This window comes from Microbacterium sp. NPDC089320 (genome assembly GCF_040684875.1).
Taxonomy (GTDB): Bacteria; Actinomycetota; Actinomycetes; order Actinomycetales; family Microbacteriaceae; genus Microbacterium.
In genome coordinates, this window is sequence record NZ_JBFBGY010000001.1 from 378,893 (window position 1) to 398,095 (window position 19,203).

Annotated in this window: 19 protein-coding genes and 1 tRNA gene; 5 read left to right on the forward strand and 15 right to left on the reverse strand. The window is 69.4% G+C overall.

What is annotated here, in order from left to right; all coding sequences use genetic code 11:
* Positions 1-75 precede the first annotated feature (75 nt).
* On the reverse strand, positions 76-1,869 hold the full coding sequence (locus tag AB0N61_RS01910) for a glycoside hydrolase family 15 protein (RefSeq protein ID WP_363361324.1): 1,794 nt from the start codon (positions 1,867-1,869) through the stop codon (positions 76-78).
* Positions 1,870-1,920: 51 nt separating this feature from the next.
* On the opposite strand from AB0N61_RS01910, the gene AB0N61_RS01915 reads away from it, so the two are divergent.
* Complete coding sequence (locus AB0N61_RS01915) at positions 1,921-3,285, forward strand: glucose-6-phosphate dehydrogenase (protein WP_363361325.1); 1,365 nt, start codon at positions 1,921-1,923, stop codon at positions 3,283-3,285.
* Positions 3,286-3,371: 86 nt separating this feature from the next.
* Entirely contained in the window at positions 3,372-4,064 is a 693-nt protein-coding gene (locus AB0N61_RS01920) for a YqaJ viral recombinase family protein (RefSeq protein WP_053097431.1), read from the forward strand.
* A gap of 21 nt (positions 4,065-4,085) precedes the next feature.
* Here the strand turns inward: AB0N61_RS01920 and AB0N61_RS01925 are convergent, their stop codons facing one another.
* From AB0N61_RS01925 to AB0N61_RS01950, 6 genes are all read right to left on the reverse strand, one after another.
* Positions 4,086-4,595: a hypothetical protein gene (locus AB0N61_RS01925; RefSeq protein ID WP_363361327.1), complete on the reverse strand. Its 510-nt coding sequence runs from the start codon at positions 4,593-4,595 to the stop codon at positions 4,086-4,088.
* Entirely contained in the window at positions 4,592-5,245 is a 654-nt protein-coding gene (locus AB0N61_RS01930; protein WP_363361329.1) for a hypothetical protein, read from the reverse strand. Before AB0N61_RS01930 ends, AB0N61_RS01925 begins: the two co-directional genes overlap by 4 nt.
* Entirely contained in the window at positions 5,242-5,769 is a 528-nt protein-coding gene (locus AB0N61_RS01935; protein WP_363361330.1) for a signal peptidase I, read from the reverse strand. The genes AB0N61_RS01930 and AB0N61_RS01935 overlap by 4 nt, the downstream gene beginning before the upstream one ends.
* A 156-nt stretch (positions 5,770-5,925) precedes the next feature.
* Positions 5,926-6,543, reverse strand: a complete 618-nt coding sequence (locus AB0N61_RS01940; protein WP_363361332.1) for a SipW-dependent-type signal peptide-containing protein — start codon at positions 6,541-6,543, stop codon at positions 5,926-5,928.
* 2 nt (positions 6,544-6,545) lie between these two features.
* A complete protein-coding gene (locus tag AB0N61_RS01945) occupies positions 6,546-7,166 on the reverse strand; it encodes a SipW-dependent-type signal peptide-containing protein (protein WP_363361334.1) in 621 nt (206 codons plus the stop codon).
* Positions 7,167-7,396: 230 nt separating this feature from the next.
* The gene (locus AB0N61_RS01950) at positions 7,397-8,269 is read right to left on the reverse strand and encodes a LysR family transcriptional regulator ArgP (protein ID WP_363361336.1); all 873 of its coding nucleotides are present in this window, start codon (positions 8,267-8,269) and stop codon (positions 7,397-7,399) included.
* A 70-nt stretch (positions 8,270-8,339) separates the two neighbouring features.
* Here AB0N61_RS01950 and lysE point away from each other — a divergent pair, with 70 nt between their 5' ends.
* On the forward strand, positions 8,340-8,999 hold the full coding sequence (gene lysE, locus AB0N61_RS01955; protein ID WP_363361337.1) for an L-lysine exporter: 660 nt from the start codon (positions 8,340-8,342) through the stop codon (positions 8,997-8,999).
* A 19-nt stretch (positions 9,000-9,018) separates the two neighbouring features.
* On the opposite strand, the gene AB0N61_RS01960 is transcribed toward lysE, so the two are convergent.
* The 8 genes from AB0N61_RS01960 to AB0N61_RS01995 all read right to left on the reverse strand — a co-directional run bounded on the left by AB0N61_RS01960 (position 9,019) and on the right by AB0N61_RS01995 (position 14,315).
* Positions 9,019-9,840 carry an amino acid ABC transporter ATP-binding protein gene (locus AB0N61_RS01960; RefSeq protein ID WP_363361339.1) on the reverse strand — a complete coding sequence of 274 codons (822 nt, stop codon included), beginning with the start codon at positions 9,838-9,840 and terminating at the stop codon, positions 9,019-9,021.
* Positions 9,827-10,492 (reverse strand): amino acid ABC transporter permease, encoded by a 666-nt coding sequence (locus tag AB0N61_RS01965; RefSeq protein ID WP_167948011.1) that lies wholly within the window; start codon positions 10,490-10,492, stop codon positions 9,827-9,829. The genes AB0N61_RS01960 and AB0N61_RS01965 overlap by 14 nt, the downstream gene beginning before the upstream one ends.
* Before the next feature lie 3 nt (positions 10,493-10,495).
* Positions 10,496-11,308, reverse strand: coding sequence for an amino acid ABC transporter substrate-binding protein (locus tag AB0N61_RS01970; RefSeq protein ID WP_363361341.1), 813 nt, complete (start codon positions 11,306-11,308; stop codon positions 10,496-10,498).
* A 159-nt stretch (positions 11,309-11,467) separates the two neighbouring features.
* The gene (gene rplA, locus AB0N61_RS01975) at positions 11,468-12,157 is read right to left on the reverse strand and encodes a 50S ribosomal protein L1 (protein ID WP_167948013.1); all 690 of its coding nucleotides are present in this window, start codon (positions 12,155-12,157) and stop codon (positions 11,468-11,470) included.
* An 11-nt stretch (positions 12,158-12,168) separates the two neighbouring features.
* Positions 12,169-12,600, reverse strand: coding sequence for a 50S ribosomal protein L11 (gene rplK, locus AB0N61_RS01980; protein WP_167948014.1), 432 nt, complete (start codon positions 12,598-12,600; stop codon positions 12,169-12,171).
* A 191-nt stretch (positions 12,601-12,791) separates the two neighbouring features.
* Positions 12,792-13,889 carry a transcription termination/antitermination protein NusG gene (gene nusG / locus AB0N61_RS01985; RefSeq protein WP_363361343.1) on the reverse strand — a complete coding sequence of 366 codons (1,098 nt, stop codon included), beginning with the start codon at positions 13,887-13,889 and terminating at the stop codon, positions 12,792-12,794.
* Positions 13,890-13,930: 41 nt separating this feature from the next.
* The gene (gene secE, locus AB0N61_RS01990) at positions 13,931-14,203 is read right to left on the reverse strand and encodes a preprotein translocase subunit SecE (RefSeq protein ID WP_042539545.1); all 273 of its coding nucleotides are present in this window, start codon (positions 14,201-14,203) and stop codon (positions 13,931-13,933) included.
* Positions 14,204-14,242: 39 nt separating this feature from the next.
* Positions 14,243-14,315 (reverse strand) — tRNA-Trp (locus tag AB0N61_RS01995).
* 192 nt (positions 14,316-14,507) lie between these two features.
* Here AB0N61_RS01995 and AB0N61_RS02000 point away from each other — a divergent pair.
* On the forward strand, positions 14,508-16,331 hold the full coding sequence (locus AB0N61_RS02000) for an HSP90 family protein (protein WP_363361346.1): 1,824 nt from the start codon (positions 14,508-14,510) through the stop codon (positions 16,329-16,331).
* A gap of 67 nt (positions 16,332-16,398) precedes the next feature.
* Entirely contained in the window at positions 16,399-19,197 is a 2,799-nt protein-coding gene (locus tag AB0N61_RS02005) for a hypothetical protein (protein WP_363361348.1), read from the forward strand.
* Positions 19,198-19,203 lie beyond the last annotated feature (6 nt).

Consider the following 19,203-nt stretch of genomic DNA (forward strand, 5'->3'; position numbering starts at 1 on the left):
CGCGCGACGATGACCAGCGGTCTTCGGTTGCTCCTACTGTACCTCACCGGCATCACCCCGCCCAAATCAGACGGATCACCGACGGTGGGCTGCGCGTCCGCCGTGGCCTGCGAGCGCGTCGGCGGCTCGGATCAGGCTCAGATGCGAGAGCGCCTGCGGAGTGTTCCCCGCGTGCCGCGCGTTCGCCACGTCGTACTCCTCCGACAGCAGCCCCAGATCGTTCGTCATGCCGATCAGCCGCGTCATCAGATCGCGGGCCTCGTCGATCCGGCCGCTCGTCGCATACTGCTCGACGAGCCAGAAGCTGCAGGCGATGAAGGGATGCTCCGCACCTTCGAGCCCGTCGACACCCGATTCCGTGCGGTAGCGCCGGAGGAACCCGTCCGTGAGCAGGGTGCGCTCGATCTGCTCGACGGTGCGGAGCATCCGCGGATCGTCGGGCGCGCAGTACCCGACCTGCGGAAGCACGAGCAGCGAGGCGTCCACCTCGGTCGAACCGTAGTGCTGGATGAAGTACCCCTGGTCGACGTCGACTCCCCGCTCGTCGATCTCGCGCCGCAGCGCGTCGCGGACGGCCGCCCACCGGTCGGCGTCGCCGGGCAGCCCGTGCTCCTGCACGGCGCGGACGCCACGGTCGAGCGCCGCCCACATCATGACCCGGGAGTGCGTGAACCACTGCGGTTCGCCCCGGATCTCCCAGATGCCGTTGTCGCGGCGGTCGACCGAGGCGATCACCTGTTCGACGAGAGCCCGCTGCAGGGGCCACGAGAAGTCCCCCTCCTCGAGACCGGCGATTCGGGCGCACTCCAGCGCGACCAGCACTTCGCCGATGACATCGCCCTGGTACTGGTCGACCGCACCGTTGCCTATGCGCACCGGCGCCGCCCCTTCGTAGCCGGGCAGACTCGTCAGTTCTCGCTCGAGCAGATCGCGCTCCCCCGCGATCCCGTACATGATCTGCACCTCGTTCGGCTCGCCGGCCACAGCCCGCAGCAGCCACCGCCGCCAATGGTGTGCCTCAGAGAGGAAGCCGTGCGCGATCAGCGCTTCGAGCGTCAGGGCGGCGTCGCGCAGCCAGACGAATCGATAGTCCCAGTTCCGAGAGCCGCCGAACTGCTCGGGCAGCGATGTCGTCGCGGCGGCCACGATGCCGCCCGTGTCCCTGTTCGTGAGGGCGCGCAGCACCAGCAGCGACCGGACGACCTCGCCGCGGTGCGGACCGTCATGCTCGATCCCGCTCGCCCACCCCTGCCACCAGGAACGGGTCGCGGCGACCGCGCCGTCGACATCGAGGGGCGACGGGGCATGCTCGTGCGAGGCGAACCAGCTGAGGGTCAGATCCCGAGCCTCGTCCGTCGCGACCGTGAAGGTCGCGACATGACGGTGGTCCTCCGCGACGAGCCGCACACCCCGCACGATCACGGCCTCGGGTCCCGCGGTCGCGCGCAGGGCCGGCTCCTCGCGGGTGCCCACCTGCCGCACCCACGGCAGCCTGCGGGAGTAATCGAAGTGCAGCCGCAGCTCGGTGGTGAACTCGACGCGCCCCGAGATGCCGACGACACGGCGCACCACATCGTTCCGAGAAGGATGCAGCGGCATGAACTCCTGCACCTCGGCGACCCCGTCGGGCGTCGTCCACCGGGTCACGAGGATGAAGGTGTCCGACACGTAGTGGCGCTCGGATGTCGCCGCATCATCGCTCGGGCGCAGGCTCCAGCATCCGCTGCTCTCCTCCCCCAGCAGGGCTCCGAACAGTGACGGCGCGTCGTAGCGCGGAAGGCACAGCCAGTCGATGCTGCCGGCGCGCGAGACGAGAGCGCCGGTGCGGCAGTCGCTGAGAAGGGCGTAGTCCTCGATCGGAGCGGGCATCGACCGATTCTGACACGACTGTCGGACCCCCGGAACGGTTACGGTGGGGTCATGGCCGATGCGACGACGCTCGTGATCTTCGGGGCCGGTGGCGATCTCGCCTCCCGCCTCCTCCTTCCCGCGCTGGGACAGCTGCTGACGAGAGAGCCGACGAGGGAGGTGCGCATCATCGGCGCCGACCGCGAGGAGTGGACGGATGCCGACCTCCAGGGCGTCGTGCGCACGGCGTTCTCGTCGATGGACGCCGAGGCGGCGGCCTCCCGTGTGCAGGTCTCGTACGTGCGCGCAGACATCACGCACGCCGACGACCTGCGGTCTCTGCTGAGCGGGCTCACGGGCCAGGTGGCCGTCTACTTCGCGGTTCCTCCGGCCGTCGCCGCGGCCTGCATCGCGGCGCTCACGCCCGACATGCTCCCCGCCGGCGCGATGCTCGTGATGGAGAAGCCCTTCGGCACCGACGAGGAGAGCGCGCGCGAGCTGAACCGCATCCTCACGGCCTTGGTGCCCGAGACCCAGGTGTTCCGCGTCGACCACTTCCTGGGCCGCTCGACCACGCTCAACCTGCTCGGAGCCAGGTTCGCGAACCGCATCCTCGAACCTCTCTGGTCTGCCGAGAGCATCGAATCGGTCGACATCGTCTACGACGAGTCGCTCGCCCTCGAGGGCCGCGCGGGCTATTACGACAGAGCGGGCGCCCTGGTCGACATGATCCAGAGCCACCTGCTGCAGGTGCTCGCCGTGCTCGCGATGGAGGAGCCGGCGACTCTCGACGAGGTCGACTTCCGCGCCGCGACAGGCGCGGTGCTGCGCGCGACGACGGTCTGGGGCGACGACCCCGTGGCGTCCTCACGGCGCGCCCGGTACACCGCAGGCGACATCGACGGCACGTCGAAGCCCTCGTATGTCGACGAACCCGGAGTCGACCCGACCCGAGAGACCGAGACGCTCGCCGAGGCGACGTTCGAGGTGCGCAACGCCCGCTGGGCCGGGATACCGTTCCGGCTGCGCTCCGGCAAGGCTCTGGGAACACCCGCCCGCGAGATCGTCGTGCGCTTCCGCGCGGTCCGACACCTGCCCCGCGGACTCACCGGCACGTCTGACGGAGCGATCCTGCGCTTCTCGCTGGGCCCCGACCGCATGTCACTCGAGCTCAACCTCAACGCGTCGGAGGACCCGCTCGAACTGGAGCGGGCGACCCTGTCGGCGGAGCTGGGCGAAGGCGCGCTCAAGGCGTATGCCGAGGTCTTGTCCGGGGTCCTCGACGGCGATCCGATGCTGGCTGTGCGAGGAGACGCCGCCGAGCAGTCCTGGCGGATCGTGGCGCCCGTGCTCGAGGCGTGGCGGCGGGGCGAGGTGCCCCTCGACGACTACGTCGCCGGGTCCTCCGGCCCGGAGGCATGGACGGCTCACGACTGACCGCGCTGCGCCCGGCCGAGCCCCCGAGGGTGCGGCGAGCGGCGTGTGCGGGAGGGAGAGCAGACGACCGGGGTTACCCTCGATAGGTGACCCCCGAACTTCAAGCACGCATCGTCGCGGACTCCCGCGACCGCGTCGCCTGGATGCGGGCCCGCTCTCGCGGAATCACCGCCACGGATGTCGCCGGACTCACGAGCGAGCGGTCGATCGCCCGTGCCGCGGACTCCAAGCTCGGCGGCGGACCGCGCTTCGGAGGCAACGCCTACACCGACCACGGACGACGCCGCGAACCCGAGATCGCCGCCTGGGTGGCGGCGACGCACGGCATCCTCCCCTCCTCGGCCCTGTTCCGCGCCGAGGTCGAACACCGCCACCTCGCGACACCCGACGGCATCGCGGTCGATGCCGACGGCCGTGTCAAGCTCGCCGAGATCAAGACCACGAACAAGGCGTTCCGCGGCATCCCCCGCACCTACCTCCGCCAGGTGTGGTGGCAGCAGCACGTGCTGGGTGCCGAGCGCACTCTGTTCGTCTGGGAGGAGCACGTCGACTTCTCCCCCATCCACGACGAGCCCCGCTGCGTGTGGATCGATCGCGACGATCGAGAGATCGCGAAGCTCGTAGGCCTCGCCACCGACCTCATCGACGAGCTGTACCGGCGCACCACAGGTCAGCAGGTGCCCACACGCATCGCGGATGCCGCGGCGGCTGCCGCCGCCAGCCGCCGCGAGCACCTGCGTGAGCGCGACGCCTTCCGGGCGCTCGCTCTCGCCGACTGACCCGCCCCGTTCTGCGCGGACTCACGTGCAGACCGCATTGAGGCCGAGCAGCGCGATGGACAGCTGGCGCGACGTCCCTGCCGACGCCCACGACGTACCCGCCAGGAGGTTGGTGACCGTCAGCGTCGTGGTGCTGCCCAGGAGGTTGGCGATCAGACTCGTGAGCAGGTTCTGATTGAGCACCGCCGTGTGGGTGTAGAGCCCTCCGGTCGGCCCGGTGGTCGCGATGTTCGCCGCAGGGACGACCGCGGTGGTCGCTCCCTGCGTCAGCGTGAGGCGCACGCCGCTCGCCCCATACGGCGAGGTCCACACGAGCCGGACGTTCTGGAACACCCCCGCTCCGTTGCTGGAGACCGTGCACGCGGTGATCGTCGGCACCGGCACGCGGAAGGCCGTGATCGTCGCCCGTCCATGCTCTGAGTCCGTGTACGCCGCGTCCGTCATCCGCGCGACGGGTGCCATGCCGACGCCGAGGAGAAGCGTCAGGCCCGCCACCCCGGCGAGCACGCGGTGCCGATGCCGCACGCTCATGGCCCATCCGTACGAGACGCCGATGGCTGCGCGGGTGCTCGGTCACGATGCCTCGCAGTGAACACGAGCCCTCCGCCGAGGAGCACGGCGCCCGCACCCGCGGCCCACGGGACGAGCGGCGAGAGCCCGGTGGTCGCGAGTCCGCCGTCCGGGCCGATCACGGCCGACTCACCCGCGCCCTGAGCGTGCACCCGCACCTGCGTGGTGCCGAGGTCGTCGCCGGTGAGCGCTATCACGAGACGCAGATGAGCGGTCTCCGTGTCCGCGATCTCCAGGAGCTCGACCTCGGTGCCGTCTCGCGGAAGCACCCACTCCGACCTCAGCGTGATCTCTCCGGCGACGCAGCCGGTCGCATCCCACTCCTGCGCGCAGCCGAAGGCATCGACGACGAGCGAGGCATCCCCGCTCGCGCTCACCCCCACGGCCACGGTCCCGGGATCCGGCGCCTGTGCGCTCACCGTCACGTCCCACTGCACGGGCTGCCCCGGCAGCAGGCTCGATGCGGCATCCCAGTCCGCGGTGGATACGAGCCGGAGGACCTCGCCCTGGACGACCTGGGTCGACGGGGCTGCCCACGCCGGGCCGGCCGAGAGGAGCGTCCCGACGATGATCGCCGAGGCGCCTGCCGCAGACGCCGCACGTCGCTTCATCGCTCCGCCTCCGTCGCTTCATTTCGCGTGGCCTCGCTCCGAGCGCGGAGCGCCTTCGGGGAGCGCGGCCAGAAGGCCCAGACGACGAGGGCCGTCGCGCCGATCGTGAGACCGCCGAGCACGACGGGATCGCCCATCGCGACGATCGCGGTGGCGACGCCGGGAACGGAGAACAGCACGACGCGCACCGTCCGCACGACGTAGGGAGAGGCGTCGTCGGCCGCATTGGCGTCGCCCCTCATCGTGATCACACGCTCCTCATCGACAGCACCCGGCGAGATCGACGTGATGCGGTGAGTGACGGGAAGGTCGCCCTCACGGTCGACGGTGACGATGTCGCCGACCCCGACCTCGGATGCTGCGACGCTCTGAACGACCGCGACAGAGCCGGCGGGAATCGTCGGGGCCATGGACCCGGTACGGAACATCATGAGGGTGATGTTCGCTGCGAAGGCGACGATCACCAGCACCATGCACACGACCCCGCCGATCGCCGCAAGCCAGAGCAGGATCTCTCCCAGCACGCGGCCGAGACGAGGCCGAGTCGCGGGTGCGGACGCGAATGCCGACACCGCGGTCGCGGACGGCAGCCCACGCCGGCCGTCCTGCTCCCGCAGGCTTCGTCTCGTCGGTGCGCCCATCATCCCTCCCCGCCCGTCATCCGTCGCCACGTCTGCGCATCAGCTCGAGGCGCCGGCGACCTGCCACGTCTGGATCGCGGTCAGTCCTTGGGCGCCGTTGTCGGTGGCTGTGGGCAGCGTCACCGCGAAGCAGTAGTTCACGGTCGTCCCACCGTTGGCCGCGATCGCCTGCGTACCGGTGCCGCCGACCGACATCAGCGAATTGTCGGGAACGACCGCGGTCCCGGCGGTGTAGGTCGTGCCGTTGCAGGCCGTACCCGCGATGGCCCGCACTCCGTATCGCAGGTACGTGCCGAGACCGGTCCCCGCCGTCGACGTCACGCTGAGCTGCACCGTGCCTGCCACGGACGGATTCGCGGTTCGCACGCTGAACAGCGCGTACGTCGTGTTGCCGGGAGCCATGGCCGAGAACGGCGCGCTGAATGACAGAGCCGCCGGCGTGCCTGCGGGGTGGCTCGAGAACGTGGCGCCGTCGGTCGCGCCGACGATGTCGAACCGACCGGCGGTGAAGGTGGCGTTGCCGTGTTCGGAGTCGTTCCACGCGGCGAGGGTCATGGTCGCGCCCACGCCGAACACCAGTCCGCCCGCGAGAACCGCGCGGATCCGACGGGAGAGCAGCCGCTTCCCCTCCCGCATGCCTCTGCGGGTGTCGACCATGATCAGTCCGCGGTCGAGGTGGCCGTGAACTCCCAGGTCGCGGTCGCGGCGGCGCCCTGGGTGAGCCCGGTGCCGGCGGCCACCGCGAAGCACAGCTGCACGGGCGTTCCGGCCGTCCCGGGTGCGCCCTCGGCGAGCGGAACGGATGTCGCTCCGGTCTGCGCGCTGAGTGTGGCTCCTGTCGCGATGACGGTCCCTGTGGCTGCGGCACCGCACGTGTCGCCGGCACCGATGGCGGTGACGGTGTACGAGAGGTTGGCCTCGTTGCCTCCCGTCCCTGCCGTGATGCCCGACGGCAGAAGGGTGGCGCTGTTGGTGGTCGTGCTGTCGAGTCGCACCCAGAACGGCGCGTAGACGACGTCGCCGGGCGACATCGATGCTGCGACGGCCGGCAGCTGGAACACGAGGGCGGCTGCCGTGTCGCCGAGGTCCTCGTTGTGGTCGTCGTAGCCCGCGGTGGCGCTGGTCGTCGAGCCCTCGAGGTTGAAGCTTCCGGCGGTGAAGGTGCCGGTCGCGAACTCGGAATCGTTCCAGGCTGCGAGCGTCACCCCGATTCCGACGCCGAGCACCAGCCCTCCGGCCAGCACTGCCAGAACCTTGCGTTTCGTGTCCTTCTCAGCCATGACTTCCCCCTCAGGAATTCACGAACCCCGAATGTCTGGGGATGGCCGCCTCCGCGAGCCGCACCCGAGTGTTCGTGTCGTTCCCGACAGCTTCGTCCAATATGCAGAGGGTTTCAAGGCCTTCTGCGAAGAGAATCACCACTTGCAAGCTCGTTTGATGAAGAAATGTCCATCATCATGAGTGACCGGTCGGCTGGCTGGCGATCGGTCAGGCATGCTTCCGGCTGCGATCAGCTCGCGAGGACGCGCCGCGCCTCGCCGGCGATCTCGGCGGCGATCGTGTCGAGCACCGAGGAGCGCATGTTCCACTGCTGCCAATAGAGCGCGACTCTCAGCGGCGGCCCGCCCAGCGGCACGAGCTCGCGCTCCTTCTGGAGGAGGGGCAGCATCCCCCATCCGAGGCCCAGCCGCACGGCGAGTGCGAAGTCGTGAGACGCCGGCACGTAGTGCCGAGGCACCCCCTGCGGGGCCACACCCATCCGGGCGAGCCACTCATGCTGGAGCGTGTCGCGTCTGTCGAAGTCGACGAAGGGCGCGGCGGCCAACGCGTCTCGTGTCGCACCGGAGGGGAACCACCGCTCGAGGAAGGACGGCTCTGCCATCGCGTGGTACTCCAGCACGCCGAGTGGTGCGACGGAGCACCCCGCGACAGGCGACGCCTCGCTCGTGACCGCCGCCATCACCGTGCCCGACTCGAGCAGCCGGGCCGTGTAGTTCTGGTCGTCGCGGTGCAGATCGAAGTCGAGGTCGTGTGCGGCGGAGAGCCGCGCGAGCGGCGGCAGGAACCAGGTGGCCATCGAGTCCGCGTTGACCGCGAGCGATATGCGGGTGCGGGGTGCGTCGCCCTCGAGACCGAGTTCTGCGAGCGTCTCGTGCTCGAGCAGCGCCAGCTGTCTGGCGAGGCGCACGACGGCCTCGCCGGCCTCTGTGAGCCGAGCCGGCTTGGTGCGCACGACGAGCGCCCGCCCGAGGTGGTCCTCCAGCGTCTTGAGTCGTTGACTGACCGCGGACGGCGTCACACGGAGCAGCCGGGACGCCGCGTCCAGCGTGCCCTCGTCGGCCACGGCCGCAATCGTGGCGGCGAGTTCTGGATCGATCTTCACATGAGCAACGCTAATGGTTCACAAGGAATCCTCGCTGGTGCTCATGTTCTGGGCGTCATACCGTGGACACATGCTCTCCGTCTTCTCCGGTCTCGGTCTCGGTCTCTCCCTGATCGTCGCCATCGGCGCCCAGAACGTGTTCGTCCTGCGCCAGGGCATCCGCCGAGAGCATGTGCTGCCCGTCGTCATCATCTGCGCCGTCTCGGATGCCCTGCTGATCGCCGCCGGCGTCGCCGGACTCGGCTTCGTGATCTCGGCGGCGCCGTGGCTCGTGGTCGTCGCTCGCTGGGCGGGCGCCCTGTTCCTGCTGGCCTACGGCATCCTCGCCGCCCGGCGCGCGTGGCAGGGTGGCGAGGAGCTGCGAGTCGACAGCGCGGGCGCCGAGGCCTCGTCACCGCGGGCGAGCGGCGGCACGGCGACGGCGACACGGACGGCACTCGCTCCGGTGGTCGCGACGGTACTCGCGCTGACCTGGCTGAACCCGCACGTCTATCTCGACACGGTCCTGATGCTCGGATCGATCGCCGCGACCCACGGTGACGAGCGGTGGCTGTTCGCCGCCGGAGCGATCGCCGCCAGCATCCTGTGGTTCACCGCACTGGGATTCGGCGCCCGGTTCCTCGGCCGCTGGCTGCGCACCGAACGCGCATGGCGCATCCTCGACGCGCTCATCGCCGTCGTCATGATCACCCTGGCCGTCAGCCTGGTGCTGCCGGTGCTCGGCGGCTGACGCAGAGGGCGGATGCGCGTCAGTCGCCCTCGAGAGGCCGCAGGATGCGGGTGAGGAACCGCCGGGTGCGCTCGTGCTGCGGCGCGCCGAAGATGTCGGCCGGAGCGCCCTGCTCGACGACCACGCCCGCATCCATGAAGAGCACATGATCCGCCGCCTCGCGCGCGAAGCTCAATTCGTGCGTCACCACGACCATGCTCCACCCCTCGTCGGCGAGCTCCTTGATGACGAGCAGGACCTCTCCCACGAGCTCGGGATCGAGCGCGCTCGTCGGCTCGTCGAAGAGCAGCAGATCGGGGCGCAGCGCGAGAGCGCGCACGATGCCGACCCGCTGCTGCTGTCCGCCGGAGAGCTCGTGCGGCCGGGCGTCCGCCTTGTCGGCGAGCCCCACGCGCGCCAGCAGCTCGCGGGCCTCGGCGACCACCTCGGCCTTGGGCCTCCCCTGCACGCGCCAGGGTCCTTCGATCACGTTCTCGAGCACCGAGAGATGCGGAAAGAGGTTGTGATGCTGGAAGACCATCGCGGATCGATCGCGCAGCGCGAGACGCTTCTGCGCGCGAGTGCGCTTGGACACCGGCTCCCTCGCTGCGAAGTCGATGTCGGGACCGCCCGCCACGACGATGGTGCCCGCATCCGGCGTCTCGAGCCCATTGAGCGCGCGCAGCACCGTCGTCTTGCCCGATCCGCTCGGACCGATCAGCACGACCACCTCTCCGCGGTGCAGCGTGAGGTCGATGCCGCGCAGCACCTCGTTGTCGCCGAAGCGCTTGTGCAGGCCGCGAGCGGTGAGCAGCGCGTCTGCGGTGGACCGGGGTGAGTGCGCAGGATCAGTGAGCGACATTGCGGTCGAGTCTCCTCTCGAGTGCGCTCTGGCCGAACGACAGCACCAGGCAGATCACCCAGTACACGAGTGCCGCCGCCAGGTAGACGACCATGAACTCCAGGGTCGCGGCCGCGATCTGCTGCGCCACCTTGAACAGCTCGGTGACGAGGATCAGCGAGGCCAGCGAGGTGTCCTTCACGAGCGAGATGAACGTGTTCGACAGCGGCGGCACCGAGACCCGAGCGGCCTGCGGGAGGATCACCCTCGTGAGGGTTCGCGTGCGGTTCATGCCGACCGTGTACGCCGCCTCCCACTGCCCCTTCGGGACGGAGAGGATGGCCGCGCGCACCACCTCGGCGCCGTAGCCGCCGACGTTCAGCGACAGCGCGATGATCGCGCTGGTCCACGGATCGAGCTTGATCCCGACCGATCCCAGCCCGTAGAAGATCACGAACAGCTGCACGATCATCGGCGTGCCGCGGATGACCGAGATGTAGAACCTGGCGATCCCCGACACCACGGGATTGAGCGAGATCCGCATGAGCGCCGCGCCGATCGCGAGCACGAGACCCAGCGCGAACGAGATCAGCGCGAGCGGAACCGTCACCGTCACCCCGGCGAGGGCGATGGGGCCGAGCGAGTCGAAGAACAGCTGCCAGGGGTTCTCCATGGGCTACTGGGTCACGTCTTCGCCGAAGTACTTGTCGCTGATCTCTGCCAGGGTGCCGTCTGCGCGCAGCTCTTCCAGAGCGCCGTCGACGGCCTCGACCAGGTCGGTCTTGTCCTTGGTGAACACGAACGCCTGCTCGCCCGCCTCATCGGTCTCTGCGGCGATCTTCAGCCCGGACGGGCTGTTGGTGGTCTCGTAGTCGAGGAAGGTCAGCTTGTCGTTCACGGTCGCATCCACACGCCCCTGACGCAGCAGCTCGACGGCCTGCGCCCAGCCCTCCACACCCTCGACGGTGGCGCCGGACTCGGTCGCCAGCTCGTACCAGTTGCTGGTGAGCGACTGGGCGGTGGTCTTGCCCTCGAGGTCGTCGAACGACGAGATCGAGTCGTCGTCCTCGGCGACCACGATCACTCCCGGAGAGACCGTGTACGGGGTGCTGAAGAGGTACTTCTCCTGGCGCTCCTCGTTGATGCTCACCTGGTTCGCGATCACGTCGAAGCGCCCCGCATCGAGACCGGCGAAGATCGCGTCCCACTGCGTCTCCTGGAACTCGACCTCGAGGTCGAGCTTGTCGGCGACCGCCTGGATGATCTCGACGTCGAAGCCGGTCAGGTCGCCGGTTCCGCCGTCATCGTGGAAGCTGAACGGACGGTAGGTGCCCTCGGTGGCGACCGTCAGAGTGCCGTCCGTGACGAGGCCGAAGCCGGATCCGCTGTCACTCGAGCCGCTCTCGGCAGGGGCGGTGCTGCCGCTGCAGGCGGTGAGCGCTGCGGCGGCGACGACCAGTGCGGTGACGGCGATGAGACGACGGGACATGTGACCCTCCTGGGGTGCGGTGAGGCGCGAGTGCTGTGGCGCGGAACTCATTCACAGTACGCGGCATCCGACCCGCATCCCAACATCCGATGACGCTCGATGTCGTTTCGGAATGCAGAAAGGCCCCCGCATGCTGCGGGGGCCTTTCCGGAATCACACTCAGATGGCGTTGACGTCCAGCGGGATGCCGGGGCCGAACGTGGTCGACACGGCGCCCTTCTGGATGTAACGGCCCTTGGAGCTCGACGGCTTGAGACGCACGATCTCCTCGAGCGCTGCGCCGATGTTCTCGTCGAGCTGCTCGGCCGAGAACGACGACTTGCCCACGACGAAGTGCACGTTGGCGTGCTTGTCGACGCGGAACTCGATCTTTCCGCCCTTGATCTCCTCGACGGCCTTGGCCGTGTTGGGGGTCACGGTGCCGGTCTTCGGGTTCGGCATGAGTCCACGCGGACCCAGGACCTTTCCGAGACGACCGACCTGGCCCATGAGCTCCGGGGTGGAGACGGCCGCGTCGAACGCGGTCCAGCCGCCGGCGACCTTCTCGATGAGCTCGGCGCCGCCGACCTCATCTGCACCTGCGGCGATCGCCGCCTCGGCCGCGGGGCCGGTGGCGAACACGATGACGCGGGCGGTCTTACCGGTGCCGTGGGGCAGGATGACGGTGCCGCGCACCATCTGGTCTGCCTTGCGGGGGTCGACGGCGAGCTTCAGCGCGACCTCGACGGTCGAGTCGAACTTCGTCGAGCCGGTCTCCTTCGCGAGGGCGACTGCCTCGGCGGGAGTGTAGAAACGGTCTGCCTCGATCTTCTCGGCGGCAGCCTTGTAAGCCTTGGACTTCGTAGCCATGATTATTCTCCTCAGCCCTCGACCGTGATGCCCATGGAGCGGGCGGTGCCGGCGATGATCTTCGAGGCAGCCTCGACGTCGTTCGCGTTCAGGTCGGCCTGCTTCTGCTCAGCGATCTGACGGACCTGCTCCTTGGTGATCTTCGCGACCTTGACGGTGTGCGGGGTCGACGAGCCCTTGGGCACGCCGGCTGCCTTCTTGATGAGCTCCGCCGCGGGCGGGGTCTTCAGGACGAAGGTGAAGCTGCGGTCCTCGTAGACGGTGATCTCGACGGGGATGACGTTGCCGCGCTGCGACTCGGTCGCGGCGTTGTACGCCTTGCAGAACTCCATGATGTTGACGCCATGCTGACCGAGCGCGGGGCCGATCGGCGGCGCCGGGTTGGCTGCACCGGCGTTGATCTGAAGCTTGATCAGGCCGGTCACCTTCTTCTTCGGTGCCATATCCTCTTCCTTTCATCGAACGGATGCCGGTTGCATCCGCTCTCCCGCGAACCCGGCATCTCCGGGCTGCGGTCGTCTTCGCGCACGCCGAAGCGGCACACAAACCAGACAAGTCTACCTGATCCGAGAGCAGGTCGAGAACGCGAGAACGGCCGCCCCGCAGGGGACGGCCGTTCTCGGAGAAGCGTGCGTCAGATCATCTTCGTGACCTGGTCGAACGACAGCTCGACCGGGGTCTCGCGCTCGAAGAGCGACACGAGCACCGTGAGCTTGCCGCTCTCGGGCTTGATCTCGCTGATCGAACCGGGAAGACCCGCGAACGAGCCCTCCTTGATCGTGATGGTCTCGCCGACCTCGAAGTCGACCTCGGCCGGGAGCGGACGCGCGACGGCGACGCCACCCTTGGAGGCGATGTTCTTCGCGGTCGGGACGTCCTTGACCTCGACGAGCGACTTCAGCATGTTGAAGGCCTCTTCGAAGCGCAGCGGCGTCGGGTTGTGGGCGTTGCCCACGAAGCCGGTGACGCCGGGCGTGTGACGCACGACCGACCAGGTGTCTTCCGTGAGCTCCATGCGGACGAGCACGTATCCCGGGATGCGCACGCGGGTGACCATCTTGCGCTGGCCGTTCTTGATCTCGACCACGTCTTCCATCGGGACCTCGACCTGGTAGATCTCGTCCTCGACCTCGAGCGTCGACTTGCGCTGCTCGATGTTGGCCTTGACCTTGCGCTCGAACCCGGCGTACGAGTGGATGACGTACCACTTGCCCGGAAGCATCCGCAGGTCAAGGCGGAACGCCTCGTAGGGGTCTTCCTCGGAGTCGTCCTCGTCAGCCTCGGCAGCTTCCTCGGCCTCGACGGCTGCGACCACGGGGTCGTCGTCCTCGTCGGCGTCGACGACGGGGCGGTCGTCCTCGCCGTTCACGTCGGGGCCGTCGTAGGGGGTGACCTCGTCGGCCGCCTCCGCTGCCTGCTCGGCGGTCTCTTCCGCCACGGAATCGTTGAGGACCTCGGCGGCGGCCTCAGCCTCAGCCGCTTCGTCCAGGTTGAGAGCGTCGTTCACGATCGCGTCCGCCTCCGGGTCGTTGATGTCGATGTCGGTGTCGTCGTCCTGCGCAGCGGCGTCGTCGTCTCCGTCGACGTCCTCGATGTGGAGGGCGACGTGTTCGGCCGGGGTGGACGACCGCTCTTCCGCAGCGAGCACGTTGCCCTCCTGGGCCTCGTCCTCTTCGCTGGACTGCTCGGCAGCCGTCGCCCAGTCGGCGTCGTCGGAATATCGTTCAGTCACGTTGTTTCTTTCCAATCACTGCGGCCAGGGCCGCGAGGGCGTCAGGCGCCCGGGACCCCGAAGACGATGTGCGTCACCCAGGCGAACAGGGTGTCCAGACCGTAGACGATGCCCATGACGATGAGAACGAAGACGAGCACCACTGCGGTGAACTTGACCAGTTCCTTGCGGGTCGGCGTGACGACCTTGCGCAGCTCGGCGATGACCTGACGGAAGAACAGGGCGATCCCTGCGAAGAAGCCCGCGATGCCACGCTTCTTCTCGCGGGTGGCGCCGGCCGCGACGACCTCGCCGCGCGGTTCGTCCTGATCCATCCTGAATGTACCTTTCGTGTGTCAGCGTGTGCTGACGCGCAGGGCGGACAGGAATCGAACCTGCAACCTGCGGTTTTGGAGACCGCTGCTCTGCCAATTGAGCTACCGCCCTAGAGACCGGGAGGTCTCGGGGTGTCATCTCCATCCTGCCATCGTTACCCGACCGCAAGGACCGGGGCACGGCGAAAGAATGCAGACAACAACTGCTCGTCAAGCATACGGCATCCGTCGGTCAGCGCCGAACCGGGTCCGCTCCCGTCGTTGTTGTTAGGCTCGGCGGGCGAACGAAAAGGGAGGGGGCGCAGTGAGCGCTGACGTGCAGCAGTTCCAGGTGGACCTGCGCGGCGTCGTCGACCTCCTGAGCCGCCACATCTATTCCAGCCCTCGCGTGTATCTGCGCGAACTGCTCCAGAACGCCCGCGACGCCATCACCGCGCGGCGCGAGGTCGACGGCCAGGGCGGGAGCATCCGCATCACGGCCCTGACGGACGCGGCTGGCGAGTTCGTCCTGCGCGACGACGGCGTCGGCCTGACCGCCGCCGAGGTCGGCGATCTGCTCGCCACCGTGGGCCGCAGCTCGAAGCGCGACATCTTCGATCTCCCCCGCAGCGACTACCTCGGCCAGTTCGGCATCGGCCTGCTCAGCTGCTTCATGGTCGCCGATTCGATCGTGATCCGCTCACGCAGCGTGCGGGGAGGCCCGGCCGTCGAATGGACGGGCAGCGCCGACGGGACCTTCCGGGTCGTCGAGATCGACGACGATCTGCCGTTCGGCACGAGTGTGCACCTCACTCCCCGGTTCGACGCCGACGAGCTGCTGCGCCCCGCAGCCGTGCGCGAGCTGGCCACGACGTTCGCGGAGTTCCTCCCCGTGCGGGTGATCCTCGAGTCGTCGAACGGGGACATCGACATCACCAGGCGGGCGCCGTTCCTCGACCCCGCCGACGACATCGACGGCGCGGTGCAGTACGGTCGCGACCTGCTCGGCGCGAGCCCGCTCGACGCGATCGAGCTGAGCGAGCCGGCGACGGGCACACGAGGACTCGCCTACGTCCTGCCCTACGCTCCCCCGCCGGGCGCCCGACAGGCGACGCGCATGTACCTCGGCAGGATGCTGCTCGGCGAACGGGTCGACGACGTGCTGCCCGAATGGGCCTTCTTCGTGCGCGCCGTGGTCGATTCGACCGGCCTCGCCCCGACGGCGAGCCGAGAGTCGCTGGTCGACGACGCGGCCCTTGAGCGCGTTCGCGAACAGCTCGGCGCCGGCATCCGCCGCTGGGTGCTCGAACTGGGCCTGCGCGAGCCTCACCGGCTGGCGCAGTTCGTGGCGATCCACGAGGTCGGCCTGAAGTCGCTCGTGCGCCACGACGACGAGCTCGCGCAGTTCATCACGCGCTGGCTGACCCTCGAGACCACGCATGGGACGATGAGCATCGGAGACCTCGTCGAGCGATACCCACACGTGCGCTTCGCACAGACGGTCGACGAGTTCCGCCAGGTCGCCGGGATCTCACCCGCCTCAGAGGTGCTGGTCAACGGCGGTTACCTGTACGACGCGGACCTCGTGCGGATACTGCCCGAGCTCTACCCCCACGTGACGATCGAGCTCGTCGACGTCGCCGGGGAGCTCGACCGCCTCGACCCGCCGCCGCTGGACGATCGGGAGGCCGCCCTGGCCCTCGAGGCCCGAGCGGGCGGCGTGCTGACGGCATCCGGCTGCTCGGTCACCGTGCGCTCGATCGACCAGCCCGAACTCGCAGCGCTGTATGTCGCCGACCCCGAGGTGCTGCGCAGGATCGACCGCGGCCGCACGAAGGGCATCACCGGTGCGCTGTGGGGCGGTGTGCTCGACCGCATCGACGCGACCGTCTCGGCCTCCCGCGACGACGATCTCAGCGCGCGCCTGTGCCTGAACTGGTCGAACCGCGTGGTGCGCGCTCTCGTGCGCGTGCAGGACGACGCCGTGTTCGCCCGCACCGTGCAGCTGCTCTACATCCAGGCGCTGCTGGCCGGCCACCACCCCCTCTCCGACTCCGATCGCGCGCTCATGTCGACCGCGCTCTCGGACCTCGTCTCGCTGTCTGCCGGCATCGAAGCGGATTCGATCCCCTTCGACGACGCCCTCTGACCGCTCGCTCCCTGACCGCTCGCTCCGACCGCTCACTCCGACCGCTCGCTCCGTTCGAAGGATCTCCATGACCAGTCCGCAGACGCGCTTCTCCCAGCTCATCGAGGAGATCGACCGCACGCCCTGGGGCCCCGCGGAGCAGGCGCTCGTGGCGGATGCCGTCTCGCTGGCCGTGGAGCTCGGCGACGAGCGGCTGGAGTACGAGGCGCGGATGAGACAGACCGCATCCGCGAACATGAACGGCGCCACCGACGTGATGCTCAATTCCTTCGCGTGGTGCCTGGCCAGACACGACTCCGACCCGCAGCGGTTCCCCGCCGACCTCGATCACGGCGGGGCCGATCTGATGTGGCAGTTCAAGTGGATGGCCTCGTCTCTGCGGTCGTCGCCCGCGTTCTCGACCGAGCAGATCGCCGCGGTCCTCGACGACATGGAGACGCACTATCGAGCGGCGGGCCTCGGCATGAGCGGAGTGCTCACCGCCCGGTTCGAAGACGCCTGGGACGCCGGTCGGCTCGACGACGCCGAGGCTCTGCGTGTGCAGCTGGAGGCCACGCCCCGCGACGATCACAGCCATTGCGACGCCTGCGGACGCAGCCAGTTCGCCGGCTTCTTCGCCGAGACCGATCGGGATGCCGAGGCCATCCGCCTGGTCGAGGAGATGCTCGAAGGCGGCTTCTCGTGCGGCGAAGAGCCCGAGCACGCCCTGTCGCGCGTGCTCGTCCCCTACCTCCGTGCCGGCCGCGTCGATGAGGCGAAGAGCGCACACCTGCGCAGCTACCGGCTCGCGAAGGACAACCCCGACAATCTGCGCATCGTCGCCCACAACATCGTGTTCGCCGCTCTCACCGGCAACGAGGCACGTGCGCTCGCGCAGGTCGAACGTCATATCGGCTGGCTGGCTCATGACGGACTCAACGTCGATGCCCATTTCGCTGCGCTGGCGGCGTTCGCCTTCGCTCTCGATCGCGTCACTGCAGCGGGCCACGGCGATGCCACCGTGCGTGGCGCCGAGTCCCCCGCGCTCACGGCGTTCTTCGGCGAGCACGAGCGGCCATGGGGTGCAGCCGAGCTCGCCGCCGTGGCCTGGGCGTCGGCCGAGCGCATCGGCGCGGACTTCGATCGGCGAGACGGCACCGAGGGCCACGCGCGCAGCATCGCCCGGCTGCGCGCTCTCGCGGACGAGCACTACGACGTGCCGATCAGGTCCGACGCCTTCATCGCCGCACCCGACGCGGCCGCACCGACCGACGCTGACGCCTGGTTCGAACGGGCGATGAACCTCGCGCAGTTCGGCGCGGAGCACGAGACGCTGCAGGCCCTGCCGCACGCGCTGAGCGTCGAAGACCCGTCGAAGCTCGCCCAGCTGCTGTCGATTCGCCTCGGCATCCTGATCGCCCTCGATCGCGTCGACGAGGCCGCCGAACTGCTGCCCGCGCGCATCGCCGCGCTGCGCGGCGCCGGCCTCGACGCGCAGGCCGATCTCGAGCAGCGCCTGGGTCTCGCGACGTTCGGCCTGAACACCGCCGAGGCCGCAGCCGCGCTCGAGGACGAGCTGGCGAACACGGACGCTCTGCCCGCATGGTCGCGCGGAGATCTGGCGATCAGCCGTGCGTCTCTGCACCTGCACGCAGATGAGCCGCGCGCAGCCCTCGACATGGCCGAGATCGCGGCTCGCGCCTTCGTCGAGGCCGGCGACGCGCGTCTCTCGAACACGACGACGCTCGTCGCCATATCGGCCGTGCTGCGCAGGGGCGACATGGAGGCGGCATCCGCTCTGCTCGATCGCTTCCTGGCCCAGGACGATCTCAGCATCGGTCATCGCGCGCAGGCGCTGCAGACGCGCGCCCGGCTGCGCGGCGGCAGCGAGTCCTTCGCGGAGGGCGCTGCGGATGCCGACGAGGCGACCCGACTTCTCGCGGGGCTCGGCGCCACCACGGCCCTGGCCGGTGCGCATCTGCTCGCAGGGGCGCTCTGGGAGGACGCTGGCGACCCGGAGAAGGCCGTCACCCGCTACCGGGTCACCTCGCGGCTCGTCGCGCAGGAGGGCGGCGACCAGGCCGGCGCCGACTTCCGGCTCGCACGGGCGATGCTCGCGGCGGGCGATGCCGAGGTGGCTGCCGAGCTCTTCGGACAGGTGCTCGAGCGTGAGGAGCAGGCCGAGGTGGCAGCCGCCTCGCGAGCGATGACAGCGTCTCATCTCGCTCGCGCTCTCGGCTCGGCCGGCGAGTTCGGACAGGCGGTCGGCGCGTTCGGGTACGCCGCCGAGCTCTTCGGCGAGGCTGAGGAGCATGCCGACCAGGCTGTGTCGCTGATCGAGCGGGCCAAGATCCTCGCCCGGTTCGACGAGCACAGCGAGGCGATCGCGTCGCTCGAATCCGCATCGGAGATCGTCCGCCGGGCCCCCGAGGCGGTCGGCGCCCTCGCTGACGTGCTGCACAATCTCGGCCAGGCCTATGCGGCCGTGCAGGACGACCGGGCCTTCGCCCTCTTCGACGAGGTCGCCGCGCTCGCCCAGCAGCACGAGGCGGCATGGCTGCTCGCCGACGTCACCGACTCGCGGGGCCGGGCGCTCGCCCAGTTCGGTCGCGTCGACGAGGCCGTGGCCGCCGCGCTCACAGCGGCCGATGCGTTCGCGGCCATCGGGGATGCGGGGTCGGCCGGCGGCTCGGAGCTGTTCGCCGCCCGCCTTCTGGTCGGCGACGACCGCGTGGCGGATGCGGTGCCGGTCTACCGCAGCGCCCTCGACCACGCTGACGCGCACCCGCCGCTGCGTCAGGTCTCGGCACTCGAGCTGGGCGACGCGCTCGAGGCGCTCGGACGTCACAGCGAGGCGACCGAGGTGCGGGACCTCCTCGACAGTTAGGCGCGT